Source organism: Chloroflexota bacterium (assembly GCA_034717495.1).
Lineage (GTDB): Bacteria > Chloroflexota > Anaerolineae > JAAEKA01 > JAAEKA01 > JAYELL01.
The window spans coordinates 1-23,471 of record JAYELL010000093.1; the positions used below are offsets into that span (position 1 = coordinate 1).

Genomic DNA, 23,471 nt, shown 5'->3' on the forward strand with positions numbered 1-23,471 from the left:
CAGCCCACCCCTTCAGAGCGAGTGTCTTGGTGATGGCTGCCGTCAAGGTCGTCTTGCCGTGGTCAATGTGACCAATGGTACCAACGTTCACATGTGGCTTCGTCCGCTGGAATACCTCTTTGGACATGCTAGATTATTCCTCCTGCGCTGGTAAGTCGCGATTGGGCCGCCCAAAACTGGAGGGCGGCCTTTGTGCGCACCAACTTCCTATAGCTTTTCCTGAAGAAAACACTTCTTACGAGAGCCCACGATCGGATTTGAACCGATGACCTCATTCTTACCAAGAATGTGCTCTACCGACTGAGCTACGTGGGCAAGTTGCCTGCTTGTTGACAACAGACGGTACACTGGCGCCATCGATTACAAGGTGGGCAGGGGCGGATTCGAACCACCGAAGGCGTAGCCAGCTGATTTACAGTCAGCTCCCTTTGGCCGCTTGGGTACCTGCCCGCAGAATTTTTCAATTAAAAAAGAGCAACCAGCCGTCGCTCAGGAGCCGACGGCCGGATTTGAACCGGCAACCGTCCGCTTACAAGGCGGATGCTCTGCCGATTGAGCTACGTCGGCTTAACAGATCGATTATAGCACAAATCCGATGTGCATCCAAACCATTGCCAGACGATGGCGCTTGCCTGACAGCGAAGTGGCAGTATACTTACTGCTCCCGATTTTGTCAAATATCGGGGCGAGTCAAGCGGTGGGAATTTCAATCTCAGGGGGCCCACCATCGGTGACCAGGTAGGGGTTATCGGGCGGCGCGCCACCAGGCAGACCATAGATTCGATTCAGAATAGCTCGCTCGCGCTGCTCGATGGTATCCAGAAATTCATCAGGTTGGCGCAACGATTTCCAGGCATCAAGGCCCCGTTCCAGAAAGTTTTGCATCTCGATCCAGCCCAATCGCTGGGCGGGACCCTTCGCTACCCGCAAGGTGGAACCGACCAACGGAAGTCGTCCAACTCGATCCAGATGTTTGCCCACCTCCGTCACCAGATCGATCTGTCGAACCCGGTCATCGTAATTGTTGCATAACCGGTAGGCCTCTTCATATTGCCAGGTCTCAAAATGATCAGTCACACCCAGGTGTGTTGTCAACGCTTCGGCCAATTCCTGGTCCAGTTGTTGGGACAGAGCATTTACTTCCAGGGCCAATGCCAACGGGACCAGCGTGGCTTCCGGAAGGAATCGATTCATGAAATCGAAGATGCGCTGCCCATCATAATCCCGCTGGGCGAAATCCAGGGGCGCGTAAACATCGCTCAGGAAGAAGCGGCAGGCCTTGCTGGTTTCGGGGTTCTTCAGAAAATCAGCATGGGTGCGTGACAGCCGCACCGATTGCCAGGTGCCCAGGTAGGCCAATAGGGGAGGCAAAACTCTGTTTTCAACCTGTTCATGATATGACAGGCTGTCGCGCAGGCCGCCAATTAGCCTGGCCGTATCCCGAATACCGGGTGATGTTGGTTTCTGGTCCTTCGCAGCGGACGAAGAAACTTCTGTTGTCATAGTTGGGTCACTATCCTTTTCAAAACGTCAGGCGTGGGTCCCAGTATACACCGGCGCAAGAAAAGCAGCAATAACCGGATTTCCCAATTCGCACCAGTGGTTGTAGAATCTGGTCATCTTCGTCTTCCGGGCATTGACAGCTTTTATCGAAGCGGTCAACTGTCGCCGGCTCAAAGTGACACATTTCAGCAACTGGGGTGCACGAGGTGGACAGGATCCTTTGCGGCCAGGTAAAGGGATTGGATCGATGAAGCGAACGGTTTTGATACTCATGGTGATGCTCATAGCCTCAGGGCTTATGGCGTCCATTTTGCTGCTCGCCTCCGGGCCCGCCGTGACTCAGGCATCGCCGGTGCATCCGGCAGTGTTGGCGAGCCTGGAAGAGGCTTCGGATGGGACCGTCGGCTTTTTCGTTCTGATGAAGGATCAGGCCGATCTGAGCTTTGCCGATCAGATCGACGACTGGCAGGCAAAGGGACGGTGGGTCCAGGGTCAGTTGCAGACCACTGCGGATAGCTCACAAAGCGAACTGGCACAGGTCTTGACCCGGGAGCGCAGCACTGGGCACATTGATCAGTGGCAACGTTTCTGGATCGTCAATACGCTCTGGGTGGAGGGGGACCGGTACGCGGTCGAGGCACTGGCCCGGCAGCCGGGGGTGGCGCATATCCTTCCACCGATGAAACTTGAACTGCCAGCGGTTGAGGATGCGCCGGGTTTCGAAAGGGAACCGGATCAAATCCCGTGGAACTTGCAGCAGATCAACGCTGACGATGTCTGGGATCTGGGCTACGACGGCGAGGGTATCGTTGTGGGTGTCCTCGATACCGGTGTCGAGTACGACCATCCCGCCCTGATCCGGCAGTACCGGGGCAGCAACGGCAATGGACCACCCGTCCACGATTACAATTGGTACGATCCCTACTGGGACACCGGGTTTCCCCAACCCCTGCCCGTTACTTCTACCGTTACCCCGGGCGATCTGCGACCCTACCACGGTACCCATGTGACCGGTATCCTGGTCGGGCGGGAGCAAGATGGTTCCCATCAGATCGGCGTTGCGCCGGGCGCCCGCTGGATGTCTGCCTATGGCTGTTGTCCCGATAACGACACTCTGCTGGAAGCCCTCCAGTGGTTTGTGGCGCCGACCCGAAGGGATGGCAGCGGCGCGGATCCCGCTAAGCGTCCCCATGTGTTGCAGAATTCCTGGGGCGGGACCGGCGGCAGCACAATCTTTGCCCAGGCTATGGCAACCATCAAGGCGGCCGGTATCTTTGTATCGGTCTCGGCGGGCAATTTCGGCGAAGATGGCTGCGCGACGCTGGCATCGCCCGGGGACAATCCTGGCGTGTTCAGTGTTGGTGGGACTGGTATCAGTGGCAATATGGATACTATGTATCCTCTATCTTCCCGGGGCCCTAATCCTTTTACCGGTTCGATCGGCCCGGACGTGGTGGCGCCCGGTGATTCTATCGTGTCTTCCTGGCCTGGATCTACGGATTACCACGCCCTTAGCGGAACTTCCATGGCTGCTCCCCATGTGGCAGGAGCCGTCGCCCTGCTCTGGCAGGCCAATCAAGCATTGATCGGCAAGGTGGATCACACCGCCGAGTTGCTGCGCAAGACCGCCGAGCCAGTGATCCATGCCGGGCAGGTCTGCGGCGGGGTGGATAGCGGCAACCAGCATCCCAACAACACGGCCGGTTGGGGGCGTCTGGATGTGCTGCGGGCCCTCGAGCTTGCGGGCAGAGGCGATGGCAGCCTGACCGTACGGGTTACCGACGAGCAGGGACACAGTCTGGATGATGCGATGGTCAGCCTGGCAAGAAGCATTTCCGGCCTGGGCCAGGTGGCGCTCGACGGGCAAGCTGTGAACGGTGAATATCAGTTCATTGTGGCGCCAGGCCTGGCCACAGTTTCCGCCGAACGCTTCGGATATGAGTCCGATTCTGCCTTTGTCATGGTGAATACTTATTCCTCGGTGACCATTGTCCTTCGGCGGAGCCCACAGTTTTCCGTGCAGGGTGTGGTCTGGTCGGAGCTTCCCTTCAAGATGTACGTTCCAGCGATTCTCAGCGGCGGCGACGGGCGAGGGATTGCCCGCAGCGCCAGTTCTGGCCGTCGACAACCCGACGATGCTCACGGCTTGGAGGCTACGGTTACCGTTCTTGATAGCCCTTTGCCACCGGTGATGACCGACTGCAGCGGTGCTTTCAATCTGATGCTGCCCGAAGGGAGTCACCGGCTGCTGGTTGAGGCTCTTGGCTACGAGCCGCAAACGATCACTATGGTGGTAGATGGTCCTGAAACGCTAGCGGTTGCGCTGCAGCCGGCCTGGGACTACCGCATGGAGGACAGCCGCGATGGATCGGTGGCCTATAACTGGATCGAAGCTTCCGGGGGTACGGCTTACAGTTTACGTGATGACGACCGTGCTGAGATCAGCCTGCCGCAGGGGCGTTCATTCCGGTTTTATGGGCAAGAGTACGGCATTGTGTATGTGTTATCCAACGGGATCGTCAACTTTGGTGTTCCTGCACTCCGTTATCAGGGTGTCATTCCCTTCGAAGGCCAGCCCAACAACGCCATTTACGCCCTGGGCGAGGACCTAAACCCCCGGGCGCGGGAACAGTACAGTACCACGTACAACAACAGAATCTACGTGCTGGATACCGGCAACAGGATGGTGATCCAATACGACGAGGTGGAACACTGGTCAACCGGGCATCCCGAGACCTTCCAGGTGATTCTGGAATACGCAACAGCGGAGATCACCCTGCAATACCAGAAGGTGAGCTGGCCCGATCACACGACAGTGGGCGTAGAGAACGAGACAGGTAACCGGGCTGTGGTCTATTCCCGGGATAACTCAGCCCACCTTACCAATGGACGGGCGGTTCGTTTTACCCCGGTGTTCGGGCAACCGCCCCAGTCGTGCGGGCAGTAATCATCCTGGTGCAAAAAGACAGCCTTGACTCCGTCCCATAAGTCAGATAAAAAAACACCGCCAGCATGGCGGTGTTTTTTGTGTGGTCGGTCACTGGTGCCGCTACATCGCCTCACCTTCGCTGCTATCGGCAAGGATCTCCCCGAGGGACACCAGGGCGTAGCCGGCATCCTGAAAGGATTGCAGGACCCGGGGCAGGGCATCCAGGATAATCTGGCGATCAGAATGCGTGTAATAGAGGGCTCCTGGCGCCGCGTTGCCGTAGACATTGTCGTAGATCGTCTGGGCAGTCGCCCCATCCCGCCACTCGTCGGCACCATAAGTCCAGATGACGGTGGTCCAGCCCAGGTCATAGGCCGTTTTCACGCTAAGCTCGCTACGGGAACCGTAGGGTGGCCGGAAGAAGGGTCGGGTTGTCTGGCCCGTCAGTTCCATCACCAGTTCTTCGGTATCCTCCAGTTCCTTGGTCACCTCCTCGGCGCCGAGGGAATTAAAAGCTGCGTGAGTCCAGGAATGGTTTGCCAGTTCATGGCCGCGTGCCGCAATCTTCTGGGTCGCCTCGGGGTACCAGGACACCCATTCTCCCTGCAGGAAGAAGGTAGTTCTGTAATCGAATTCGTCCAGGATGTCCAGGACCTTGTAGAGCATTTGCGGGTCCCCCTGAACATCAAAGCTGATGTTGACCTGTGGCCGGCCGTCTGGTGCGCTCGGGTTGCCCATATAGACCAGGTCGGGGCTGGCCGCCGGCCGGTCGCCGGCCGGCTCAGGCGAAGGTGTATCGGTCGGTAGCGGCGTGGGCGAAGCCGTTGGCGTCGCAGTCGGTTCGGGCGAGGGTGTATCGGTCGGTACAGGTGTATCGGTAGGTGTTGCCGTTGGCACTGTGGTGGGGGTATCGGTGGGCGCGGGAATGTCGGTGGGTGCTGCCACTTCCACCTGAGCGACGGTCTTGCTTTCGGGCTCATCGCCGCCACATGCCGCCAGCGCCAGCAAGAGGATCAGCAAGCCAATTAACAGGGTAACAGTTCGTATTCTGCCATTCGGAATCATTAGTTTTTCTAACCTCATTCGTCGAAAAGTTCTCCCACTGAGCGTCCTTCGTGGATGCGTAGGATAACATCGCCCAGCAGCGGTGCCACGCTTAACACCTTCAACTTGTTGCCAATTCGCCTTCGCTTCTTTTCTTCAATCGGCACCGTGTCGGTCACCACAATCTGCGTGAAGCCTGTCTTCTCGATACGCTTGGCTGCCGGCTTCGAGAGGATCGCATGGGTCGCCGAGGCATACAACTTGCGCGCTCCTGCTTCCCGCAGGAAGCGAGCGGCCTTGCACAGGGTGCCGGCTGTATCGATTTCGTCATCCACGATCAAAACGTTTTTACCGGCAACATCGCCGATTACGTTGAACATCTTGGTTTTTTTGCCGTCTTTCCGGGTCCGGCGTTTTTCGATGATTGCCAGGGGCAGGGCCAGTCGCTCCGCGAAGTCCCGGGCCCGCCCAACCCCACCGATGTCCGGAGATACCACTGCCATGTCATCGGGCGTCCATTTCATCTTCTTGAAATAACGGATGAAGAGGTCGACCGTGGGCAGTTCGTCGGTGGGAATGGTGAAGAATCCCTGAATCTGACCGGCGTGCAGGTCCAGAGTCAGGAAACGATCGGCGCCCGCCACAGTGATCAGATCTGCCACCAGGCGGGCCGTAATGGGCACTCTTGGCTGGTCTTTTTTGTCGGTCCGGCCATATCCGTAGTAGGGGACTATTGCTGTGATACGCCCGGCCGAATCGCGGCACAGGGTGTCGAGGAAGATCAATAGTTCCATCAGATTCTCGTTGACCGGCGGGCATGTGGGCTGGATCAGGAAGACATCCTTGCCCCGCACGCTCTCGTGGAGACGACAGAAGGTATTGGTGTTGGAAAATTGAAAAACGTCCCGCCCACCCAGAGGGATATCAACATAATCGGAGACACCCTGCGCCAGGCGGCGATGAGCAGTCCCACTATAGATCGCCATATCACCATGCGCCCTGAAGATCGTGGTGGACGTGACAGGAGCGACAACGGGAGGTGATTTCGGCTGTGTTGGCTCTGGTGGCCCAAGGGACTCGACGGTGGTTGAGCTCTGGGTGTGGCTACCGTTGGCCTCGTTTTCCTGAATTGGCAGTTTCTGAAGAGTTGTCACTGCTGTAACCCTATTCTTTCCTGCTCCCGCGCTTTGAAGTCAGCTCTCCTGATCTCCATTGTAATTGCTGCGGCCTGATCTTGCAATTCCAGACGACAATCCATTTCCCCCTTCAACATCAACCTGAGGCACTCATCTATCTCAAGAGTCCAAACATCAATCAAGGCGAGCCCTGTGAGCCTGCGCAAAAGGAGTGATAAGAGATACTGGATTAACGAGGTTGTTTTCCCGTTCTATCCTCGCTGAAGCCATTTATCCGAAGAAACCGATGGGGTCGCCACCAGTGAATCAGCTCCTCAGAACCGATGGCAATAACCGCTCGGCGGCGCGATAGGGGTCGATCTGGCGCCGGGTAACAGCCTGGATCAATTGCTGCAGCTCCTGCTCAGACTTTGTGATTCTCAGTTGCTCCAGAACGGCGGACTGGAGGATCTGGAAAATAATACTTCGGGCCCGGTTTTCCTCGCGGCGCTGGAACTCTTCCGTGCTGTGCAGGAACTCCCGGTGATCCTCGATGCCTGCCATGAGTTCGGTGATGCCTTCATGCCTGGGGGCGATGGTTTTCAGAATGGGGGGTACCCATCCCTCTCCATAGACAGGTGGTTGATCCACGGACATTGCCTGCCCATGATGCACAACCACTCCCCCTGCCGGTCGGGCTGCACCTATGCCAAGCATCATCTGCAACGCCAGGACCGCCTTATCCACCCCTTCGCGGTCGGCCTTATTGACCACCAGCAGGTCGGCGATTTCCAGAATGCCTGCCTTGATCGCTTGCACCTCATCCCCCAGTCCCGGGGCTTCCACGACCACCGTCGTGTGGGCAATGCTGGCAATCTCGACCTCAGCCTGACCGACCCCTACCGTCTCGACGATGATGCGCTCGAAACCGGCGGCATCCAGCAGCATGATAACGTTCGCCGTGGCGCGGGCCAGACCGCCCAGGCTGCCGCGGGTTGCCATAGAACGAATAAAGATGCCCGGATCGCCGCTCAGATCGCGCATCCGCACCCGGTCTCCCAGCAAGGCGCCCCCCGTGAATGGGCTGGTGGGATCCACCGCAACAATGCCAACCTGTTGATCATGTCCCCGATAGGCCCTCGCCAGGCCATTGACCAGGGTTGACTTGCCTGTGCCAGGCGCGCCCGTCACTCCCACGATGTGGGCCTGACCCGTGTGGGGATAGAGCGTCGCCAGGGCTTCGTGCGCCTCAGCGCCGTTGTTCTCAACCAGTGTGATGGTGCGGGCAAGGGCTCGCCGATTGCCGGCCAAAAGGTTGTCGGTCAGGGTCATGGGTCGGTGATCAGTGATCGCTAGTCAGTCAACGCTAAAAGGAGAGCCATGCCTTCGACGCTATTCAGGGTATCTGGACAGGGATCACTGGTTACTGTGCATCGATTACCCTCTGAGCGGCCGAACGCATGTCAGCGACAAGCTCACGCCACCCGCTAACCGCTTTTTTTCGATCCCACTTGCTGAGCCGGACCAGGTAGGTTGGTTGGTAGATAGCCAGAGTCGGAATACCGCCGGGGCCATCGTACCACCTGCCCCGCTGCTCCGTCAAGTTGAACTTTGCATCGATCAGAGCCTGGGCCGCCGGACCCCCGATGGCGACGATGGCTGCCGGCTGGATCAGGATCAGTTCCTCCTCCAGCCAGGGCCGACAGGCGGCCATTTCTGCCTTGCGCGGTGGCCGCAGCTCAGGTCTGCCATCCTTACCGGTTTTGGAAGCCAGACATTTGGTGACGTTGGTAATCCAGATGGAATCTCTCGTGAGGTCAGCCTGGGCCAGCGCCTTGTCCAGGTAGTCCCCGGCAGGGCCGGAATAGGGCCGGCCGGTGCGGTCGTCGGTCTGGCTGGGACCTTGCCCGATGAGCATCAGGGAGGCCTGGGGATGGCCCGCGCCGAAAACCACTCGGTCGCGCGTCTGGTGTAGGGGGCAGTTGGTGCAGGCCAGGCAGGCCGCGCGCAGTTGGGGTAGATCGTCATATTGGGCGAACAGAGGCAGCATGTGGTGATTGTACCTGGTAGAGACGTTGCATGCGCCACGCCCATGATGTTGGTTGGCCCACATCATGATGCAACGTCTCTACGAAGGTCATGGACAGGTATCGCCGAAGGTCCCTGCCACCATCATGATATCCTTGACCGTCACTTCGCCGTCGTCGTCCAGATCATAGGGAGGAGCGGACTCTCCCCAGCGATCGGCGATGCTGATGAGGTCGGCCACCGTGATCTCCATGTCGTGGTCGAAATCACCTACCAGGCCGCAGGATGTGATCGTCAGGGTCAGCCCATTGGACATCTGGGCCACCGGCGAGGCGTTGCGCAGCGTGACCTTCCTGGGGCCAGGCAGTCGCACCTGCTCGTCGGTGAGATAGCCCTTCATCCAGCCCAGGCCCTGGTAAAGGGTCGTCAGCGGCTGGCCGTCCAGGAAGAGCTGGGCGCCAGAGGAAACGCCGTCGGCAAAGACCTGAAACTCCGCACCGCTGGTACCCTGGAGGATCTCGTCAGGGTAGGGTCCGTTGATGGTCAGCACCGGGTTGTAGACGGTGAACTGCAGCGGGTTGGAGACGATGTTGCCGCTGAGCCGCTGCACCGTTACCGTGTGCTCTCCGGCGGTTTGCAGGCCGGTTGGAATGATCCCCATGAGCAGTTGTGGATCGGAATACAAAGTGGACACGCTGCTTCCGTCCCACAGCACATCGTCGCTAGACTTGAAATTTTCACCATGTACTTCCAGCAATATCCCTGTGGTGGTGGGTAGGGTAGCTGACATAGGAGACAGCGCAGTGATCTTGGGCACAGAGTCGAAGAAGCCCTCGGCCCAGGTGTTGGGCGCGTTCCAGACAGCGCTGTAGGGCCAGTTGTAGTCGTCCCCCTGGGCGTCGACCCAGTAGTGGCCCAACATGATGCCCATGTGGTCGGACACGCCGGAGAATGCCGATCCGATACGCAGTTCGGCGTTCCAGGTGGAACCGCCGTGGTTGGATCGAGTGAAGGCGGCCAGGGACTGGTCCACATAGACAGGCGTGTCGTCACCAAACCCGCCCGAGCCATTTCCCTGCCGGGTGAAGGGCAGGCCATCCTGGCCGACGTAAAAGCCGTAGTCGCTGGGTTGGGCCAGCGGATCCTGGCTGAGGTTGCCGTCCAGCCGAATGCCCGCGTACGAACCGGGCGAACTTGGCCCCTGGTTTTTAAGTCCGCTGAAGCAGGCCCAGAGATGCTCGTCATCGCGGGCAAACACCACCCGCGCCTGGGAGCCATCGTCGTAGGGTTGCAGCATGATCAGGCTGCTGCCGGCGTAGGTCGCGTCGTTGCAGCGACCATCCAGCCTGGCGCTGCCGCGGGCGATGGCCAACGGAGAGACGTGGAAGGTCCTCGAGGCCGTCTGGTGCTGGCCGTCTGAGTCGCTGGCCGTCAATTGCACCAGGTGGCTGCCCGGCGCCAGGCCGCTGACCTGCTTACTGTCGCCGGTTCCCAGGGAAGAGCCGTCCAGGTACCAGTTGAGCCGGCTGTCGTCCAGCCAGCCATCCTCCGCGTCGGTGCCCCAGCCCTCCAGGGTGATCATCTTGCCCGCTTCCAGCCAGTAGTCAGCCGGCGGCCAGACGATCACAGCCTCCGGGGCCCTCCGCAACACCCTGAATCGGTGAGATAACACCGTCGACGTGTTGAAACCATCACTGGCCACCACCTGCACCACTGCGTTGTCGGTGGTGCTGCCGGGCAGCAATGTGCTATCGATGTTGACCTCGTATTGCGCAACCGTTGATTTCCCGATGAGATCGGTCGACAGCGCCTGCCAGGGGCTGCTGGGGGTGGCCCGATACTGCACCATGAAGTGGGGGATATCGCCGTCGGGATCGTAGCTCTCCCATCGCACGGTGAGCAGATCGTCCACGGTGATGGAAGTGGTTGGCGCCAGCATGCGCAAGACGGGGGCGTTGCGTCCCACCACCAGCTCGTCCAACTGGGTGCTGTTGGCCCGTAGCCTTATCTTGGCCACCGCGCCCGACGGTCTGGGGGCGGTGAGGCCGAAGTGCACCGGTGCCATGGGATCGGTTGGCTCGTCGGTGGCCACAGGGATCACCGGATGGGTCGCCAGCACCACATTGCGGGAGTCGAGGAACTGGACCGTGTAGTCCACCAGATGGACGGTTTCCGGTTCAACCGCCGGCGATGCGATCTCGACCCACTTGCGTTGCATGGAATTGCCCAGCCTGCTTGTCTCCATGACCCATGCATGGTTGAGACGGCTCCGTGATGGAGTCAGTAGGTTGATCTCTCCAGTGACCAGGACCAGGCTGCTCTCTGGTCCCATGGTCTGAGCCTCCACCGGTTCCCTGGTGGGATATAACTGGTTGAACATGGCGAGCCAGGTATAGCGGCTAATCCACTGCGGCCCCGAATAGGTCATCACATCGGACCCCATGGTGGGGGAGATGGGTGTCTGGGTCCTGGGCTCGAATCCCCAATAGTCGGCCGGCAGGAGCTGGCAATTATCGCCCGGGTAGTTGGGATCGGGGCCTGACAGGCCGCCGCCGCAGTTGACATGCTTTCTGCCGTAGTTGTGGTAGGTCTCGTGGGCCAGTACGGCCGAGCGCTGCTGCACAGGCCAGCCCTGGGTGGTGCCTGCGGTGGCCGGGAACTTGACCCATAGCTCATCCCCCGGAACATAGGCCCGGCCGATGGCGGTGCCGGTGCTGGTCGTATGGTGGATCAGGCCCACGTAGTGGGAAGTCCCTTCGCCGGAGTCGCCGTCGCAGCCGTCGGGATCGTCAGACCAGATGTTGTGCCAGTAGAGGTTCTGCAGGATCGCTTTTTTGTCCTGGGGCAGATCGTAGGCGCTGTGATTGAAGGGCCAGACCCCCTCCTCGATGTAGCCGCTCTTGTGGTAGAGGCCCAACTCGTCGGTGGGCGACATGTCCAGCATTTGGGAGGTCAGGTGCACATATTCCGGGTCGGTGTGCCTGCCATATGGTCCATGCTGCCTAACCCGGACGGCCACCAGGCAGATGGGCACCTGTTCGTAAAAGGATGCGTACTGGTCCATGACTGCGCCGGTCAGGTTATCATCGTACATTCTGCGGGGATCGATGGTGGCCTCCAGCCGGATCTCATCCTCCACCGTCCACTCGGGCGGCAGTTCGAAGAGCCAGGTGGTGTCGATGTCCGCCCGGTCGAAGGGGGTGCCGGTCTGCAGCAGGCTGGGTGAAACGATGGCCTGTAGCGGCGAGCCCTCCATGGGCACCCCGTCGCGGGTTCCTTCCAGGATGGCTTCGGGATAGGCGATGTCGTCGCCTACCAGCTGTTGGCCGTAAACGCGGACGAAAGTGCGTTTGTTGGCGATCTTATGGGGTTCGGGGTCTGTCAGGTTTTGCTGGCCCGAGGTTACCTCGATGTACTGGATGTTGAAGTTCCATATCAGCGGCGGGCTATCCTGGTGCAGGCGGCTGACGCCGTTGGAGCGGTAATAGAGATATTCATTGTAGAGCTGCAGGCGGCTGGGGAACCAGTCGTCCTGGGGCAGCACGTTGGCATCCATGCGTTCTGAGTAGGGGCCGCCTGAAGGATTTTCGGCGACGCCGCGCCCGATTCGGCGCAACTGCCCTGCGCCGCTGGTGCCGTCCCGCTCCAGCCACCAGACGTGGTCGTCGGTGGCGATGACGGCATCGATGCTGCCCAGGGTGGCGATGCGGTGGATAGTGTGCTGGATGCTGCTGGAGCCCGAGCCGGGGATATTGCCGTCCCACGATTCTACCTGGTCAGGATCACCCAAGACGTCATATCTCACCCAGAACACCGCCCGATCAAAGAGGCCGGTACCGGTGCTGGCGCCGTAGATCTCCTTGGTCCATCCGGTCCGCTCCTGGTGGGGTGTGCAGGGAACGGAACAGCCGCGGTCGATGCGATAGACACCGGAGGTGGTGCCAAACCAGATGAAATAGTCGTCCACCGATATGGAGGTGGGCTCCCCGGTAGTAGGGTACATAACATCCTGCACCGTGCCGCCGTAGATAGATACACGGCGCACTGCGTCGTCCACGGTGGTCCAGTACACGTAGCCGTCGGCGAGGGCCATAGCGGTGGGCGCGGTGCCCGACACATAGCTGGCCAGATCGAAGACCACCGAAGGAGACTGCACCATGCGACGCCGGATCTTTTGTGCTGGCTCGTCATTGTAGTACACCGCGGTGGGATCGGCCTGCAGCTGGCGGAAGCGATAGCAGTCGGACTGGGTCCATAACGATTCGACCGTGCCGTCCGCCAGCTGGCGTTTGAGTTCGGAGGTGAAGGAGCCGACATCGCCGTAGCAGCGAGCATAAAAGATCGTGCCATTTAACAGGAAGAAGTCTGTTACGTCGTCGTCGGCGACGACGATCTCGGCCAGGTCGGGCGATCGCTCCTGGAGTGGAACATCATCCCCGGCGTGGGCGACCGATGGCAGGGCAAGGGCAGCAAGGAAAAGAGTGAGGACAACGAGTAGAGCCCAATACCAGGCAAAGTACTGGGTCGAGGGTCGTCTCCAGGTAGGAGCCATTGGGAAACCTCCCTTTTTATTTGCGGTGCCTGGGGGCAGGCTCAGCGGTAATGCCAGATACTCATGGATTCCGAAGCAGGTTTTTTGTTCGAACGAAGGCTAGCGAAAGATGGCAGGGTGGCTCACCTGCAAGAAGATCGATCTGGACTATCGGGCAAGCACGCACCCGAGCGCGGAAGTGACGATAGATAATGGAGAAAAAAGGTGACAACCAGTAGCCAGAAGCCTGGCTGGCCTTTACAGTGTATCACGCGGGGATACCTGCGGGACATGATGCAGATCATATTGAGTGGGATTTGTGATGGAAGGAGCAGGTGGAGGTTCGTCGGTTGCAGCCGGGAGATTGAAAAAGCGTGCGGCTCTCATCGATCGAGAAACCGCACGCCGGGTTGAATCGTTGGGCGAGGACGGGCGCTGGCCCGGCACTCTGCGCAACGTAGGTTAAACATCCAGGTTGCGCACCTGCTTGGCGTGGGTCTGGATGAAGCGCTTGCGCGGTGGCACAGCGCTGCCCATCAGCATGTCAAAGGTCCGGTCCGCGGCTGCCGCGTCCTCGATAGTGACCTGCAGTAGCGTGCGGTGTTCGGGATTCATGGTGGTTTCCCACAGCTGATCGGGATTCATCTCGCCCAGACCCTTGTAGCGCTGCAGGTCAACCTTCTTGCCGTCCATGCGCTTCAACGCTTTTTCCTTCTCATCCTCGGTATAGACGTAATGCTTCTGTTTGCCCACCTTGATCAGATAAAGGGGTGGTTGGGCGATATACAGATGTCCCTCGGTGATCAGGGGTTCCATATAGCGGAAGAAGAAAGTAAGCAACAGGGTGCGGATATGGGAGCCATCCACGTCGGCATCGGTCATGATCGTAACCTTGCCATAACGAAGGTTATCTGTGTTGAACTGGTCGCCAATGCCAGTGCCCAAAGCAGTGATCAGCGCCTGGATTTCCTTGTTGGCCAACGCCTTGTCCAGGCGGGCCTTCTCGACGTTGAGGATCTTTCCGCGCAGGGGCAGGATGGCCTGAAAGCGGCGGTCCCGGCCTTGCTTGGCGCTGCCGCCGGCGCTGTCACCCTCGACGATGTAGAGCTCTGACCGGTCGCGGTTGCGCTCGGAGCAGTCGGCCAGCTTACCGGGCAGGGTCGCGCTTTCCAGAGCACTCTTGCGGATAACCAGGTCGCGCGCTTTGCGCATGGCCGCCCGGGCCCGACTGCTGGTCTGGCACTTATCGATGATGCGTTTGGCGTCTCGAGGATTCTGCTCCAGCCATTCTCCCAGGGTCTCGCCCACCGCTGATTGCACATAGCTCTTGATCTCGGCATTCAGAAGCTTGACCTTGGTCTGGCTTTCGAATTGGGGGTCGGGCAGCTTGACACTGACGATGGCTGTCAGGCCCTCGCGGGTGTCCTCAGCAGAGAAGGAGGGCTCGTTGTCCTTGAGCAGACCCTGCTTGCGGGCATAGTCGTTGATGCTGCGGGTCAGGGCAGCCCGCAGGCCGGTCAGGTGAGTCCCGCCGTCCGGCGTGTTGATGGTGTTGGCGAAGGTGTAGGTCGACTCGTTGTAGCCGTCGGTGTACTGCAGAGCAGCTTCAATCAGCACACCTTCAAGCTCGCGCTCCACATAGATGGGGGAGTGGAGTGTGCCGCGGTTCTTGTTGAGGTAACGAACGAAACTTTGCACACCACCTTCGAAATAGAACGTGGCGCTGCGCTGTTCCTCGCCCCGCAGGTCGTTAAAGATCAGTGTGATTCCCCGCGTGAGAAATGCCATTTCGCGGAAGCGCTGCAACAGGGTATCGTAGCGATACTCAAGCACCTCGAAGATCTCAGGATCACGCAGGAATGTTACCGTCGTTCCTGTGGTCTGCCCTCTTTTCATCTTGCCGACTACGTCGACGCCGGTCTTGGGAACGCCCCGTTCGAACCGTTGGCGGAAAACCTTGCCATCGCGTCGAACCTCTACCTCCATCCACTCGGACAGGGCGTTCACCGCCGAAACACCGACACCATGGAGACCGCCGGAGACCTTGTAGCCGCCACCGCCGAATTTACCACCGGCGTGTAGCTTGGTCATGACAACGGTAAGGGCCGATGACCCGGTATGTTCGTGAATGCCGACGGGGATCCCTCGGCCGTCGTCAGCGATGCTGATGATATCGTCGGGATGAATCGTGACGATGATTTCGTCGCAGGCGCCGGCCATGGCTTCGTCAATGGCGTTATCCACCACCTCGTAAACCATGTGGTGAAGGGCCTTGATGTCGGTGCCACCGATATACATGCCTGGACGACGGCGAACAGCCTCTAATCCTTCCAGGACCGTGATATCTGTGGCATCATAGTGGGCAGGCTGTTGACTTTTGTTGTTGGTGGCCATGGGTTTTCTCCTCAAATCAGTTCGGAACAATCAGCAAGGATCCTGGGTTGTAATCAAGGGTTATTCGCTCTCTTGTCAGGTCTTGGCAGGTGGGACCACGGTCGCCTCCTGCGCGGCCAGGGTTTCCTGCCATTGGGCATAGCGGTCCTGGTAGAAGATAAGCCGGGCGGCCGTCAACCCGGTAAGCAAAAGGGCATTGCCCGCGATTCCAATCAGCACACCTATGGGACTGAAAACAGCCAGTCGTTGCCAGATAAAGCCAAAACCCAGCAAAATTACACTGACAAGCACCACCAATCCCAGGGTACTCCACAGGTCTTTTGAAACGACAATAATGCTTTGCCACAGAGCCTGGGGCAGCCCTACGCCATCCGTTACCAACGCCGCTGCCACGAAATAGAGCATGAGATAGACCCAGAAAAAGGCCGATCCTACCAGCAAAACCAGCAACGCGCTCACGGCAGCCGAGATTCCTGGCATGATCAGCAGGACGACTGTCAGTCCCAGGGATAAAAAAACCAGGAAGGCCACGGCCAGCAAAAGGAGAATCAGGCCATAGACTACGAGCAAACCCCAGGTACGCAAGCCTCGCTTCAACCAGAAAGCCAATGTCGTCGCCGGGACCTCGTCGCCGGTATCGGCTTCGTCCGACTCGCGAGACTCGCGGCTGATCGCCTCCAGCTGGGAAACGATCGTTGTCAGGAAAGCGCTACCCAGTCCCACACCCAGGATAAGCAGCAGCGGGGCAAGCAATAGAACGTTGGCTGAGGAAAGATCACTGCCGGCCCTGCTGCCCAGCCGGGCGGGATCGACCAGCCCTGGCAGCAACAGGTTGAACCATGTCAGCTCGTTGTCCAGCAACCACCACAGGTCAAATCTCTGGCCCACTTCTGCCAGCATTTCATGATATGGCACCATCATGCCGGCCATCTCTGGCGGCAAGGCGGCCGGTGAAAGCAACGAGATCGTGCTGTTGATCAATCCCGTTACCGACAAATGGGGGCCCAGCCAGAACCAGAGGTCGATAACGATCGGCAGGATCATCAGCCAGGGTCGCCGCTGGACCAGCCTGAAGCCACTTGTAATGGTGTCGATAAGTCCCAAAGGGATCTCCCAATGCTCAGTTCGAAAACGCTGCCGGGCAACAAGCAAGCGACACCTGCTGGCCTACCCACACACCTGGCAGACAAGTCACATCGATGCCGCCTGAAGCCAACGCTGAGCGTCAATTAGAACATGCTACATTATATCATAGTTTGCATAAGTCGACCAGAAACCAACACCTATTTTGCCTGGATTTATAACGCATGTTCTACGATCGCGGTGCTGCGTCAAAAAACCGTGCGGCGGGCGACTGCAAAGCGTCAGGTGGGAGCTCTTGACGTTGATGGGTCCTCGCGGTACAATCGATTCATGGAGATCCGTCCTGACGAATGTCCGGAGACACCGTTGGGCGTTAGATAATCGGTGTTCTGCCAACCTTTTCGTGTGGAGCGTTTGTTGACCATCATTACGCTGACAACCGATTTCGGGGTTGTAGATAGCTATGTTGCCATGATGAAGGGGGTGATCCTGGGGATCGCGCCTTCGACTCGTCTTGTGGATATCACCCACGAGATCGCTGCACAAAATGTGCGTCAGGCAGCATACGTCGTTCAAAGCGTTATTCCCTATTTCCCGCGCGGCACGATCCATATTGTCGTGGTGGACCCTGGGGTCGGCAGCACCCGTCGCCCCATTGCAATCAGGATCCCGGCTGGGGTTCTGGTTGGTCCGGACAACGGTGTTTTCTCCTACCCCCTGGCGGCGGAGGGGCAAGCGGGCAGCAACACCGTTTCTGCGATACAGCTGGACAGACACGACTATTGGTTGCCGGAGGTGAGTCAGACCTTCCATGGGCGGGATATCTTCGCTCCGGTCGGGGCCCACCTGGCCGCTGGTGTATCCTTCACAGACCTGGGAACACCGATTGGCGATCTTGTCCGGTTTCCCGTGTCAAAACCCAGGCGCCTGCTGGACGGCGCAATAAAAGGAGCGATTATCTACAGCGACCACTTCGGTAACCTGATCAGCAACATTCCCGGGGATTGGCTGGGGGATAGCCAATGGACCATTCATATTGCCGGGAAGACCCTGGTCGGTCCTGACGCAACCTACGCGGCAGTCGGCCGGGCAGCGTTGCTGTCCCTGGTTGGCAGCGGCGGGCTGTTGGAGGTGGCCGTGCGCGACGGCAGTGCAGCTCGCCATCTTGACGTCGGCGCCGGTGAACCTATTGAACTGAGGCCCCGTGCAATGGGCAGGTCCTGAAGGCCACCCTATCAATTGCCCTCGGCAACATCTTTACCAGCTCATGCATCGCCCGCTGGCGCGGGCAGGTGCCAGCGTTGACAACCGAAAATCGAAAATTCAGCAATTGAAAATTAGAACCCTGAGGAGGTCTTAGCAATGGAGCAATTCATCATCGAAGGTGGACACCCTCTCAACGGTGAGGTTATTCCCAGCGGCAACAAGAATGCAGCCCTGCCGCTGATTGCAGCCTGTCTGCTTACTGACGAGCCGGTTATCCTTCACAATGTGCCCAGGATTGGGGATATTGAAACCCTGCTGGTCCTGCTCAGCGAATTGGGTGTACAGATCACCCGAAATGGCGACCAGAGTATCACATTGACCGCCCGCGACCTGCGCCATGCCGCGCCCAATCCCGAGCTGTTTCGGCGTATACGCGGCTCGATTACGCTCATCGGGCCGATGTTGGCGCGAGCCGGCCAGATTCAGTTGCCTCTCCCCGGCGGCGACAAGATCGGACGGCGGCGCATCGACACCCATCTGTTGGCCCTGGAAGCCATGGGGGCTCAGGCGGAGCATAACGGAGATTTCACCCTGGTGGCCAACGGGCTTTCAGGAGCAGATGTGTTGCTGGATGAAACCAGCGTGACCGCTACCGAAAATGCAATCATGGCTGCGGCCCTGGCGCGGGGAACTTCAATCATCCGTAACGCCGCCTCTGAACCGCACGTGCAGGACCTGTGCCTGTGCATCAACGAGATGGGGGGAAAGATCAGCGGCATTGGCAGCAATATTCTGCATATCGAAGGGGTAGACCGGTTGCACGGCGTTGAATTCAGCATCTGCCCCGATCATATCGAGGTGGGCAGTTTCATCGGCCTGGGCGCCGTGACCGATGGAGAACTCCGCATCCGCGGCGTGAATCGCCAGCATACGCGCATGATGGACATGATCTTCCGGGAGCGACTCGGCGTTGCCATGCACTATGAGGAGGATACCCTGGTTATCGAGGACAAACAGGAGCTGACGATCCAGCCAGATGTCGGCGGCGCGGTACCCAAGATCGAAAATTCCCCCTGGCCTGCCTTTCCGGCCGATGTGCTGAGCATTGCTCTGGTGCTGGCAACCCAGGCGCGCGGGACCGTGTTGATCCATGACAAGATGTTCGAGAGTAGATTGTACTTCACTGACAAGTTGATCACCATGGGCGCCCAGATCATACTTTGCGATCCCCATCGAGCTGTGGTGGTGGGACCCTCGACATTGCGCGGTAGCACTGTTGTCAGCCCGGATATCCGGGCAGGTATGGCCCTGGTGATCGCTGCCCTCTGCGCCGAGGGTGTCAGCGAAATCGGTAACATCAATCAGATCGATCGTGGGTACGAGAATCTGGAGGAGAAACTGAAGGGCCTAGGCGCGTCTTTGGAGCGGCACAGCCTCTGAACCGTTGCTTCTCGCCACAAACCATGTTATAATGCTGCATCTTAACTTGAATCAAGAGGAGCAGGCATGGACGCAGATCAATTGACCCAGATGGTCACCTGGTTGGATGAAGAGCATCGCCATGACCGTGGGGAGATCGGCAAACTCCAGCAACGGATTGAAAACCAGACAACCGAGATTGTCGAACAGGCGCGTCGTGTCCAGGAACTGGAAGGTCAGTTGGCCAGCACGCAGGCACAACTGGTCAAATTCTCTCAGATAGAGCAAGCGCTGCAGCAACTCAAGAACGAAGTGGTCTTGATGCTGGGGCGTGTCGACGAGCAGCGATTGCAGGACCAAAGACAGGTTGAGCGCGGTCGTGCCGTCGACCGGGAAACCTTCTCCCGAAGCATCAGTGAGGTGCGCAAGGAGTTGCCGCGCCTGAATCGAATTGAGGAAGAATTGGACCAGCGCAAGGCTGAGGATCAGCGCATCAGTGAGCTGGTGTTGGGGCTGCGTCAACAGGTCAATGGCATCGACAAGCAAATCGATGAGCGTACCCGCAGTCTGCCCTTTTTGATGGAACAGCGAACGCAAAACAACAAACGCATTGCCCAGTTGCAGCAGGAGAACGTCGAACTGTTTAAGCGCACCGAATCTTCGGGCAGCAAGCTCCAGATTCTGGAGGCGGATATCCAGCGCGTCGACCGGGCTGTGGTCGCTGTGCAGCCGGTTCCAGGGCAGCTGCGCGAGGAAGTGGATACCTTTGTCGAGGCTCAGAAGCTCACGGATGTCGAGCGGGATCGCCAGTTGGTTCGCTGGCAGGAGGAGTTCGATGAGCAACGCGAGGTAATTACCCGCCAGCAGAAGCAGCTTCAGGATTTCGGTCTGCAGATTGAGGAAAGCAAACGAGTGCTCGCTGGCTTGCACGGTTTTGAGGAGAGCATTCGCCGGGAGCAACATCAGGTTGGAGAGCTGCAGCGTCTGGCTGAAGAACGTCAGCGCAAGGAGCTCGACGACTTCACTGGAGAGGACGAAAAGCGCTGGCAGAAACAACTGTTGGCCTGGGACCATCGCTGGGGTGAGCAGGACAAGGTCAACCGGGATCTGGCAGTTCAGTTTGCGCCATTGAGCAAGGAGATCAACGCCACCAGGAACCTGGTCCGGCAGCTGTGGCGGCTCCAGGAACACTATGGTGCTCACCGGCTGGAAGAGGCCCAGCGTTGGCTGTCGTCGCTGGAAACGACCCTGAGAGATCTGCCAAAAGAGGGAAAATAGGGATAACGTATCTGGACACCGGTGTGCGTTGCATCCAGTGTGATTCATCAAGTGTTGAAAGGGGGATATAAAAGTATTCTGGAGGACACAAGGGGGAATAAGACCTGGGCGTAACCACGGGCGTAGTTGGACGTTCCGTGAGAGGGACAAATGGGGAGTGGCTGCGCGACAACGCTGGCGCGGCCCCGCACATTCAGCATAAGGGGGACAACTATGTTGGGGGACAGACTATCCTATCGCTTGCTGCCGGTCATCATGTTGCTGGCAGGTCGTCTCTTGGGCACACCGTCGGCCCAAGACTTTCAGCCAGTAACAGATTCCGTCGTCATCAATGAGGTGGCCTGGAGCGGTACTGGCGCCAGTGGCCATCATGAGTGGATTGAATTACACAATGCCGGCGACCAGTCGCTGGATATCACAGGTTGGCGGCTGGTGGCAGCTGACGGACAGCCGGACATTGCGCTGGTTGGTACCATAGCGCCCCACGGCTTTTTTCTTATGGAAAGCGGCGATGACAGTCCGGTGGCGGATATACCTGCCGACCAGGTCTTCCAGGGGACGCTGGGTGATGCCGGGGAGATATTGAGTCTTCGCAACGCCAATGGAATCCAGGTTGACACCGCCAACGGCGATGGTGGATTCTGGCCTGCGGGGACGGGCCATCCTGGATTTCGTGCCATGGAGCGCAGCAATCCTCTGCAGCCGGACGCCGACGGGAACTGGCACAGCAACAACGGTTTGGTGCGAAATGGGCACGACGAGGATGGCAATCCGATCAATGGCACGCCGGCATCCTCGAACTCACCGCCGGGACCTCCTTTGCCTACCGCAACGCCTCTGCCAACGCATACCCCGACAGAGACGCCTGCACCCACAAACACGCCAACACCCGAGCCGACCTCCACACCCTACTCCGATCAACTGACCCTCAACGAGTTCATGCCCAATCCCGACTCCGACTGGAACGACGATGGAACTGCCGACGAGCAGGACGAGTACATTGAGCTCTTCAACGGTAGCGCGCTGCCGCTGGATGTTTCCGGTTGGCAGTTAGATGATCGAGCAGAGGGAGGTTCTTCTCCATACGTTCTGCCTGCCGGCTCATGGATACCGGCAAGAGGATTTTTGCTTGCCTTTCGTAGCGAGAGCAATCTGGCGCTCAACAACAGTGGCGGCGACTCGGTGCGTCTTCTCCGGCCAGACGGCCTTCTGGTGGAGGAATTTCCGTATACGAATGGCCGGGACGACGAAGCCTACAGCAAGACGGTCGACGGCGGCGGCGAATGGGTCCGTACCTATCCTCCTTCGCCCGGTTCCTCCAACCAGCCGCCACCCACTGCCACGCCGACCGCAACACCGACGACGGCAACGCTGGCAGGTTGGGTGTTCGAAGATTCTGATGAGGATGGCGTTTACGAGCCATGGCACGGGGAAACGGGAATCGCCAATGTGTTGGTCATCCTCAGCGATGGCCGGAGCAAGCTCACGGGGCCAACGGGCTGGTATGGCTGGCACAACCTGCCGCCTGACGACTATACAGTCTGGCAAGCACAGCCAGTTCATTCCATCAGTTCCACGCCGGATCAACTGACAGTGACGCTGGTTGCCGGCCAGTTCCATGACAACGTCAATTTTGGCGAAATCTTCCTGCCGCCCTCCCAGATCCAGCCGCCGGTGTCTCTCAACGAGTTTCTTCCCTCGCCATCTTCCGATTGGGACGGTGATGGGTCCGCCAGCGCCGAAGACGAGTGGGTTGAACTTTACAACGACTCCGACCAGACCATGGATGTCGGTGGCTGGTTTCTGGATGACGTGGATGATAGCCCAGTCCGATTACCGACAGGTAGTGCCCCTTATTTGATACCACCTGGCACACTGATTCTGCCGCAAAGCTATCTGGTGATCTATCGAAGCAGCAGTCGTGTGGCACTGAATAACAGCGGAGATACCGTTCGCTTGCTTGGTCCAGGGCAATATGAGGTAGAGGCATTCTCCTATGGCTCCACCGGTTACGACGTTGCCTGGGCCAAGACTGTCGAAGGTGGCGAACAGTGGACCGATGGCTACCCGCCGTCGCCGGGCGGTGTCAATGGCGCTGGCGTGACACCATCACCCAGCCCGACCGCTACACAGACGGCGACAGCAAGCCCATCGGTGTCGCCAACGCCCGGTCCCTCCTTCACGCCCTCGCCCACGTCGACTCCGCTGGCCACTGCGACCCCATACCCGACCGTCGATCCAGGCTCCGTGATGGTGTTTCTCAACGAGTACATGCCGGACCCAGCCACAGACTGGAACGGCGACGGTGAGAGTGATCAGGGGGATGAATACATCGAGCTGTACAACGGGGGCGAAGAGGCAGTACACCTGGGTGGCTGGATTCTGGATGACGTCGAGGATGGCATGGTCGAGGGGCGACTCATGGCACCGCAGGGCAGCTCTCCCTACGTGATTTCCCCTGGCACGGTGATAACGCCGGGGGGCTATCTGCTCTTTTTCCGCAGCGATACGCGGCTGGCACTGAACAACACGGGGGACTGGGTGCGTCTGTTACAGCCCGACGGCAGGGAGGTCGAGGCGACCGAATACACTACCAGTCGGGACGACGAGGCCTACAGCAAGAGGGTCGATGGTGGAGACGAGTGGACCCGGCACTATCAGCCATCGCCGGGTGGCAGCAATATCCCACCGCCCGTCACGCTCACGCCAATCCCTACGGCGACCCTCACACCTTCACCGACTCACACGCCATCTGCAAGCCCAACAGGGAGCCCCTCGCCCACGTCGACTCCGCTGGCCACTGCGACCCCATATCCGACCGTCGATCCAGGCTCCGTGATGGTGTTTCTCAACGAGTACATGCCGGACCCAGCCACAGACTGGAACGGCGACGGTGAGAGTGATCAGGGGGATGAATACATCGAGCTGTACAACGGGGGCG

At 59.0% G+C, this 23,471-nt stretch carries 14 protein-coding genes and 3 tRNA genes; 5 read left to right on the forward strand and 12 right to left on the reverse strand.

Going from position 1 to position 23,471, the window contains the following annotated elements; genetic code table 11:
- From U9R25_16720 to U9R25_16740, 5 genes are all read right to left on the reverse strand, one after another.
- Nucleotides 1–127: GTP-binding protein (locus U9R25_16720; protein ID MEA3337544.1), on the reverse strand; the 127-nt coding region annotated here is incomplete at its 3' end.
- A gap of 115 nt (nucleotides 128–242) precedes the next feature.
- A tRNA-Thr gene (locus U9R25_16725) sits at nucleotides 243–315 on the reverse strand.
- A 53-nt stretch (nucleotides 316–368) separates the two neighbouring features.
- Nucleotides 369–450: transfer RNA gene (locus U9R25_16730), tRNA-Tyr, on the reverse strand.
- 44 nt (nucleotides 451–494) lie between these two features.
- Nucleotides 495–567: transfer RNA gene (locus U9R25_16735), tRNA-Thr, on the reverse strand.
- A gap of 123 nt (nucleotides 568–690) precedes the next feature.
- Complete coding sequence (locus U9R25_16740) at nucleotides 691–1,503, reverse strand: hypothetical protein (GenBank protein MEA3337545.1); 813 nt, start codon at nucleotides 1,501–1,503, stop codon at nucleotides 691–693.
- Nucleotides 1,504–1,750: 247 nt separating this feature from the next.
- On the opposite strand from U9R25_16740, the gene U9R25_16745 reads away from it, so the two are divergent.
- Nucleotides 1,751–4,450 (forward strand): S8 family serine peptidase, encoded by a 2,700-nt coding sequence (locus tag U9R25_16745; GenBank protein MEA3337546.1) that lies wholly within the window; start codon nucleotides 1,751–1,753, stop codon nucleotides 4,448–4,450.
- Nucleotides 4,451–4,552: 102 nt separating this feature from the next.
- Here U9R25_16745 and U9R25_16750 read toward each other — a convergent pair whose 3' ends face one another.
- From U9R25_16750 to U9R25_16780, 7 genes are all read right to left on the reverse strand, one after another.
- Complete coding sequence (locus U9R25_16750; protein ID MEA3337547.1) at nucleotides 4,553–5,515, reverse strand: polysaccharide deacetylase family protein; 963 nt, start codon at nucleotides 5,513–5,515, stop codon at nucleotides 4,553–4,555.
- Nucleotides 5,512–6,462 (reverse strand): ribose-phosphate pyrophosphokinase, encoded by a 951-nt coding sequence (locus tag U9R25_16755; GenBank protein ID MEA3337548.1) that lies wholly within the window; start codon nucleotides 6,460–6,462, stop codon nucleotides 5,512–5,514. The genes U9R25_16750 and U9R25_16755 overlap by 4 nt, the downstream gene beginning before the upstream one ends.
- A gap of 456 nt (nucleotides 6,463–6,918) precedes the next feature.
- Nucleotides 6,919–7,923, reverse strand: coding sequence for a methylmalonyl Co-A mutase-associated GTPase MeaB (gene meaB / locus U9R25_16760; protein ID MEA3337549.1), 1,005 nt, complete (start codon nucleotides 7,921–7,923; stop codon nucleotides 6,919–6,921).
- Between the two features lie 91 nt (nucleotides 7,924–8,014).
- Entirely contained in the window at nucleotides 8,015–8,707 is a 693-nt protein-coding gene (locus tag U9R25_16765; GenBank protein MEA3337550.1) for a uracil-DNA glycosylase, read from the reverse strand.
- A gap of 21 nt (nucleotides 8,708–8,728) precedes the next feature.
- Complete coding sequence (locus U9R25_16770; GenBank protein ID MEA3337551.1) at nucleotides 8,729–13,171, reverse strand: IPT/TIG domain-containing protein; 4,443 nt, start codon at nucleotides 13,169–13,171, stop codon at nucleotides 8,729–8,731.
- A 441-nt stretch (nucleotides 13,172–13,612) separates the two neighbouring features.
- A complete protein-coding gene (gene gyrB / locus U9R25_16775) occupies nucleotides 13,613–15,544 on the reverse strand; it encodes a DNA topoisomerase (ATP-hydrolyzing) subunit B (protein MEA3337552.1) in 1,932 nt (643 codons plus the stop codon).
- 75 nt (nucleotides 15,545–15,619) lie between these two features.
- Nucleotides 15,620–16,648, reverse strand: coding sequence for a hypothetical protein (locus U9R25_16780; GenBank protein MEA3337553.1), 1,029 nt, complete (start codon nucleotides 16,646–16,648; stop codon nucleotides 15,620–15,622).
- A 396-nt stretch (nucleotides 16,649–17,044) separates the two neighbouring features.
- Here U9R25_16780 and U9R25_16785 point away from each other — a divergent pair, with 396 nt between their 5' ends.
- From U9R25_16785 to U9R25_16800, 4 genes are all read left to right on the forward strand, one after another.
- Complete coding sequence (locus U9R25_16785; GenBank protein MEA3337554.1) at nucleotides 17,045–17,851, forward strand: SAM-dependent chlorinase/fluorinase; 807 nt, start codon at nucleotides 17,045–17,047, stop codon at nucleotides 17,849–17,851.
- Nucleotides 17,852–17,989: 138 nt separating this feature from the next.
- On the forward strand, nucleotides 17,990–19,273 hold the full coding sequence (murA, locus tag U9R25_16790) for a UDP-N-acetylglucosamine 1-carboxyvinyltransferase (protein MEA3337555.1): 1,284 nt from the start codon (nucleotides 17,990–17,992) through the stop codon (nucleotides 19,271–19,273).
- 66 nt (nucleotides 19,274–19,339) lie between these two features.
- Nucleotides 19,340–20,530 carry a hypothetical protein gene (locus tag U9R25_16795; GenBank protein MEA3337556.1) on the forward strand — a complete coding sequence of 397 codons (1,191 nt, stop codon included), beginning with the start codon at nucleotides 19,340–19,342 and terminating at the stop codon, nucleotides 20,528–20,530.
- 213 nt (nucleotides 20,531–20,743) lie between these two features.
- Nucleotides 20,744–23,471: lamin tail domain-containing protein (locus U9R25_16800; GenBank protein MEA3337557.1), on the forward strand; the 2,728-nt coding region annotated here is incomplete at its 3' end.

Excerpts from the sequence above, each read along its gene's own strand:
- U9R25_16740 (MEA3337545.1), bottom strand. The coding sequence starts at position 1,503 with ATGACAACAGAAGTTTCTTCGTCCGCTGCGAAGGACCAGAAACCAACA.
- U9R25_16745 (MEA3337546.1), top strand. The coding sequence starts at position 1,751 with ATGAAGCGAACGGTTTTGATACTCATGGTGATGCTCATAGCCTCAGGG.
- U9R25_16750 (MEA3337547.1), bottom strand. The coding sequence starts at position 5,515 with ATGAGGTTAGAAAAACTAATGATTCCGAATGGCAGAATACGAACTGTT.
- U9R25_16755 (MEA3337548.1), bottom strand. The coding sequence starts at position 6,462 with ATGGCGATCTATAGTGGGACTGCTCATCGCCGCCTGGCGCAGGGTGTC.
- meaB (MEA3337549.1), bottom strand. The coding sequence starts at position 7,923 with ATGACCCTGACCGACAACCTTTTGGCCGGCAATCGGCGAGCCCTTGCC.
- U9R25_16765 (MEA3337550.1), bottom strand. The coding sequence starts at position 8,707 with ATGATGTGGGCCAACCAACATCATGGGCGTGGCGCATGCAACGTCTCT.
- U9R25_16770 (MEA3337551.1), bottom strand. The coding sequence starts at position 13,171 with ATGGCTCCTACCTGGAGACGACCCTCGACCCAGTACTTTGCCTGGTAT.
- gyrB (MEA3337552.1), bottom strand. The coding sequence starts at position 15,544 with ATGGCCACCAACAACAAAAGTCAACAGCCTGCCCACTATGATGCCACA.
- murA (MEA3337555.1), top strand. The coding sequence starts at position 17,990 with ATGGAGCAATTCATCATCGAAGGTGGACACCCTCTCAACGGTGAGGTT.
- U9R25_16795 (MEA3337556.1), top strand. The coding sequence starts at position 19,340 with ATGGACGCAGATCAATTGACCCAGATGGTCACCTGGTTGGATGAAGAG.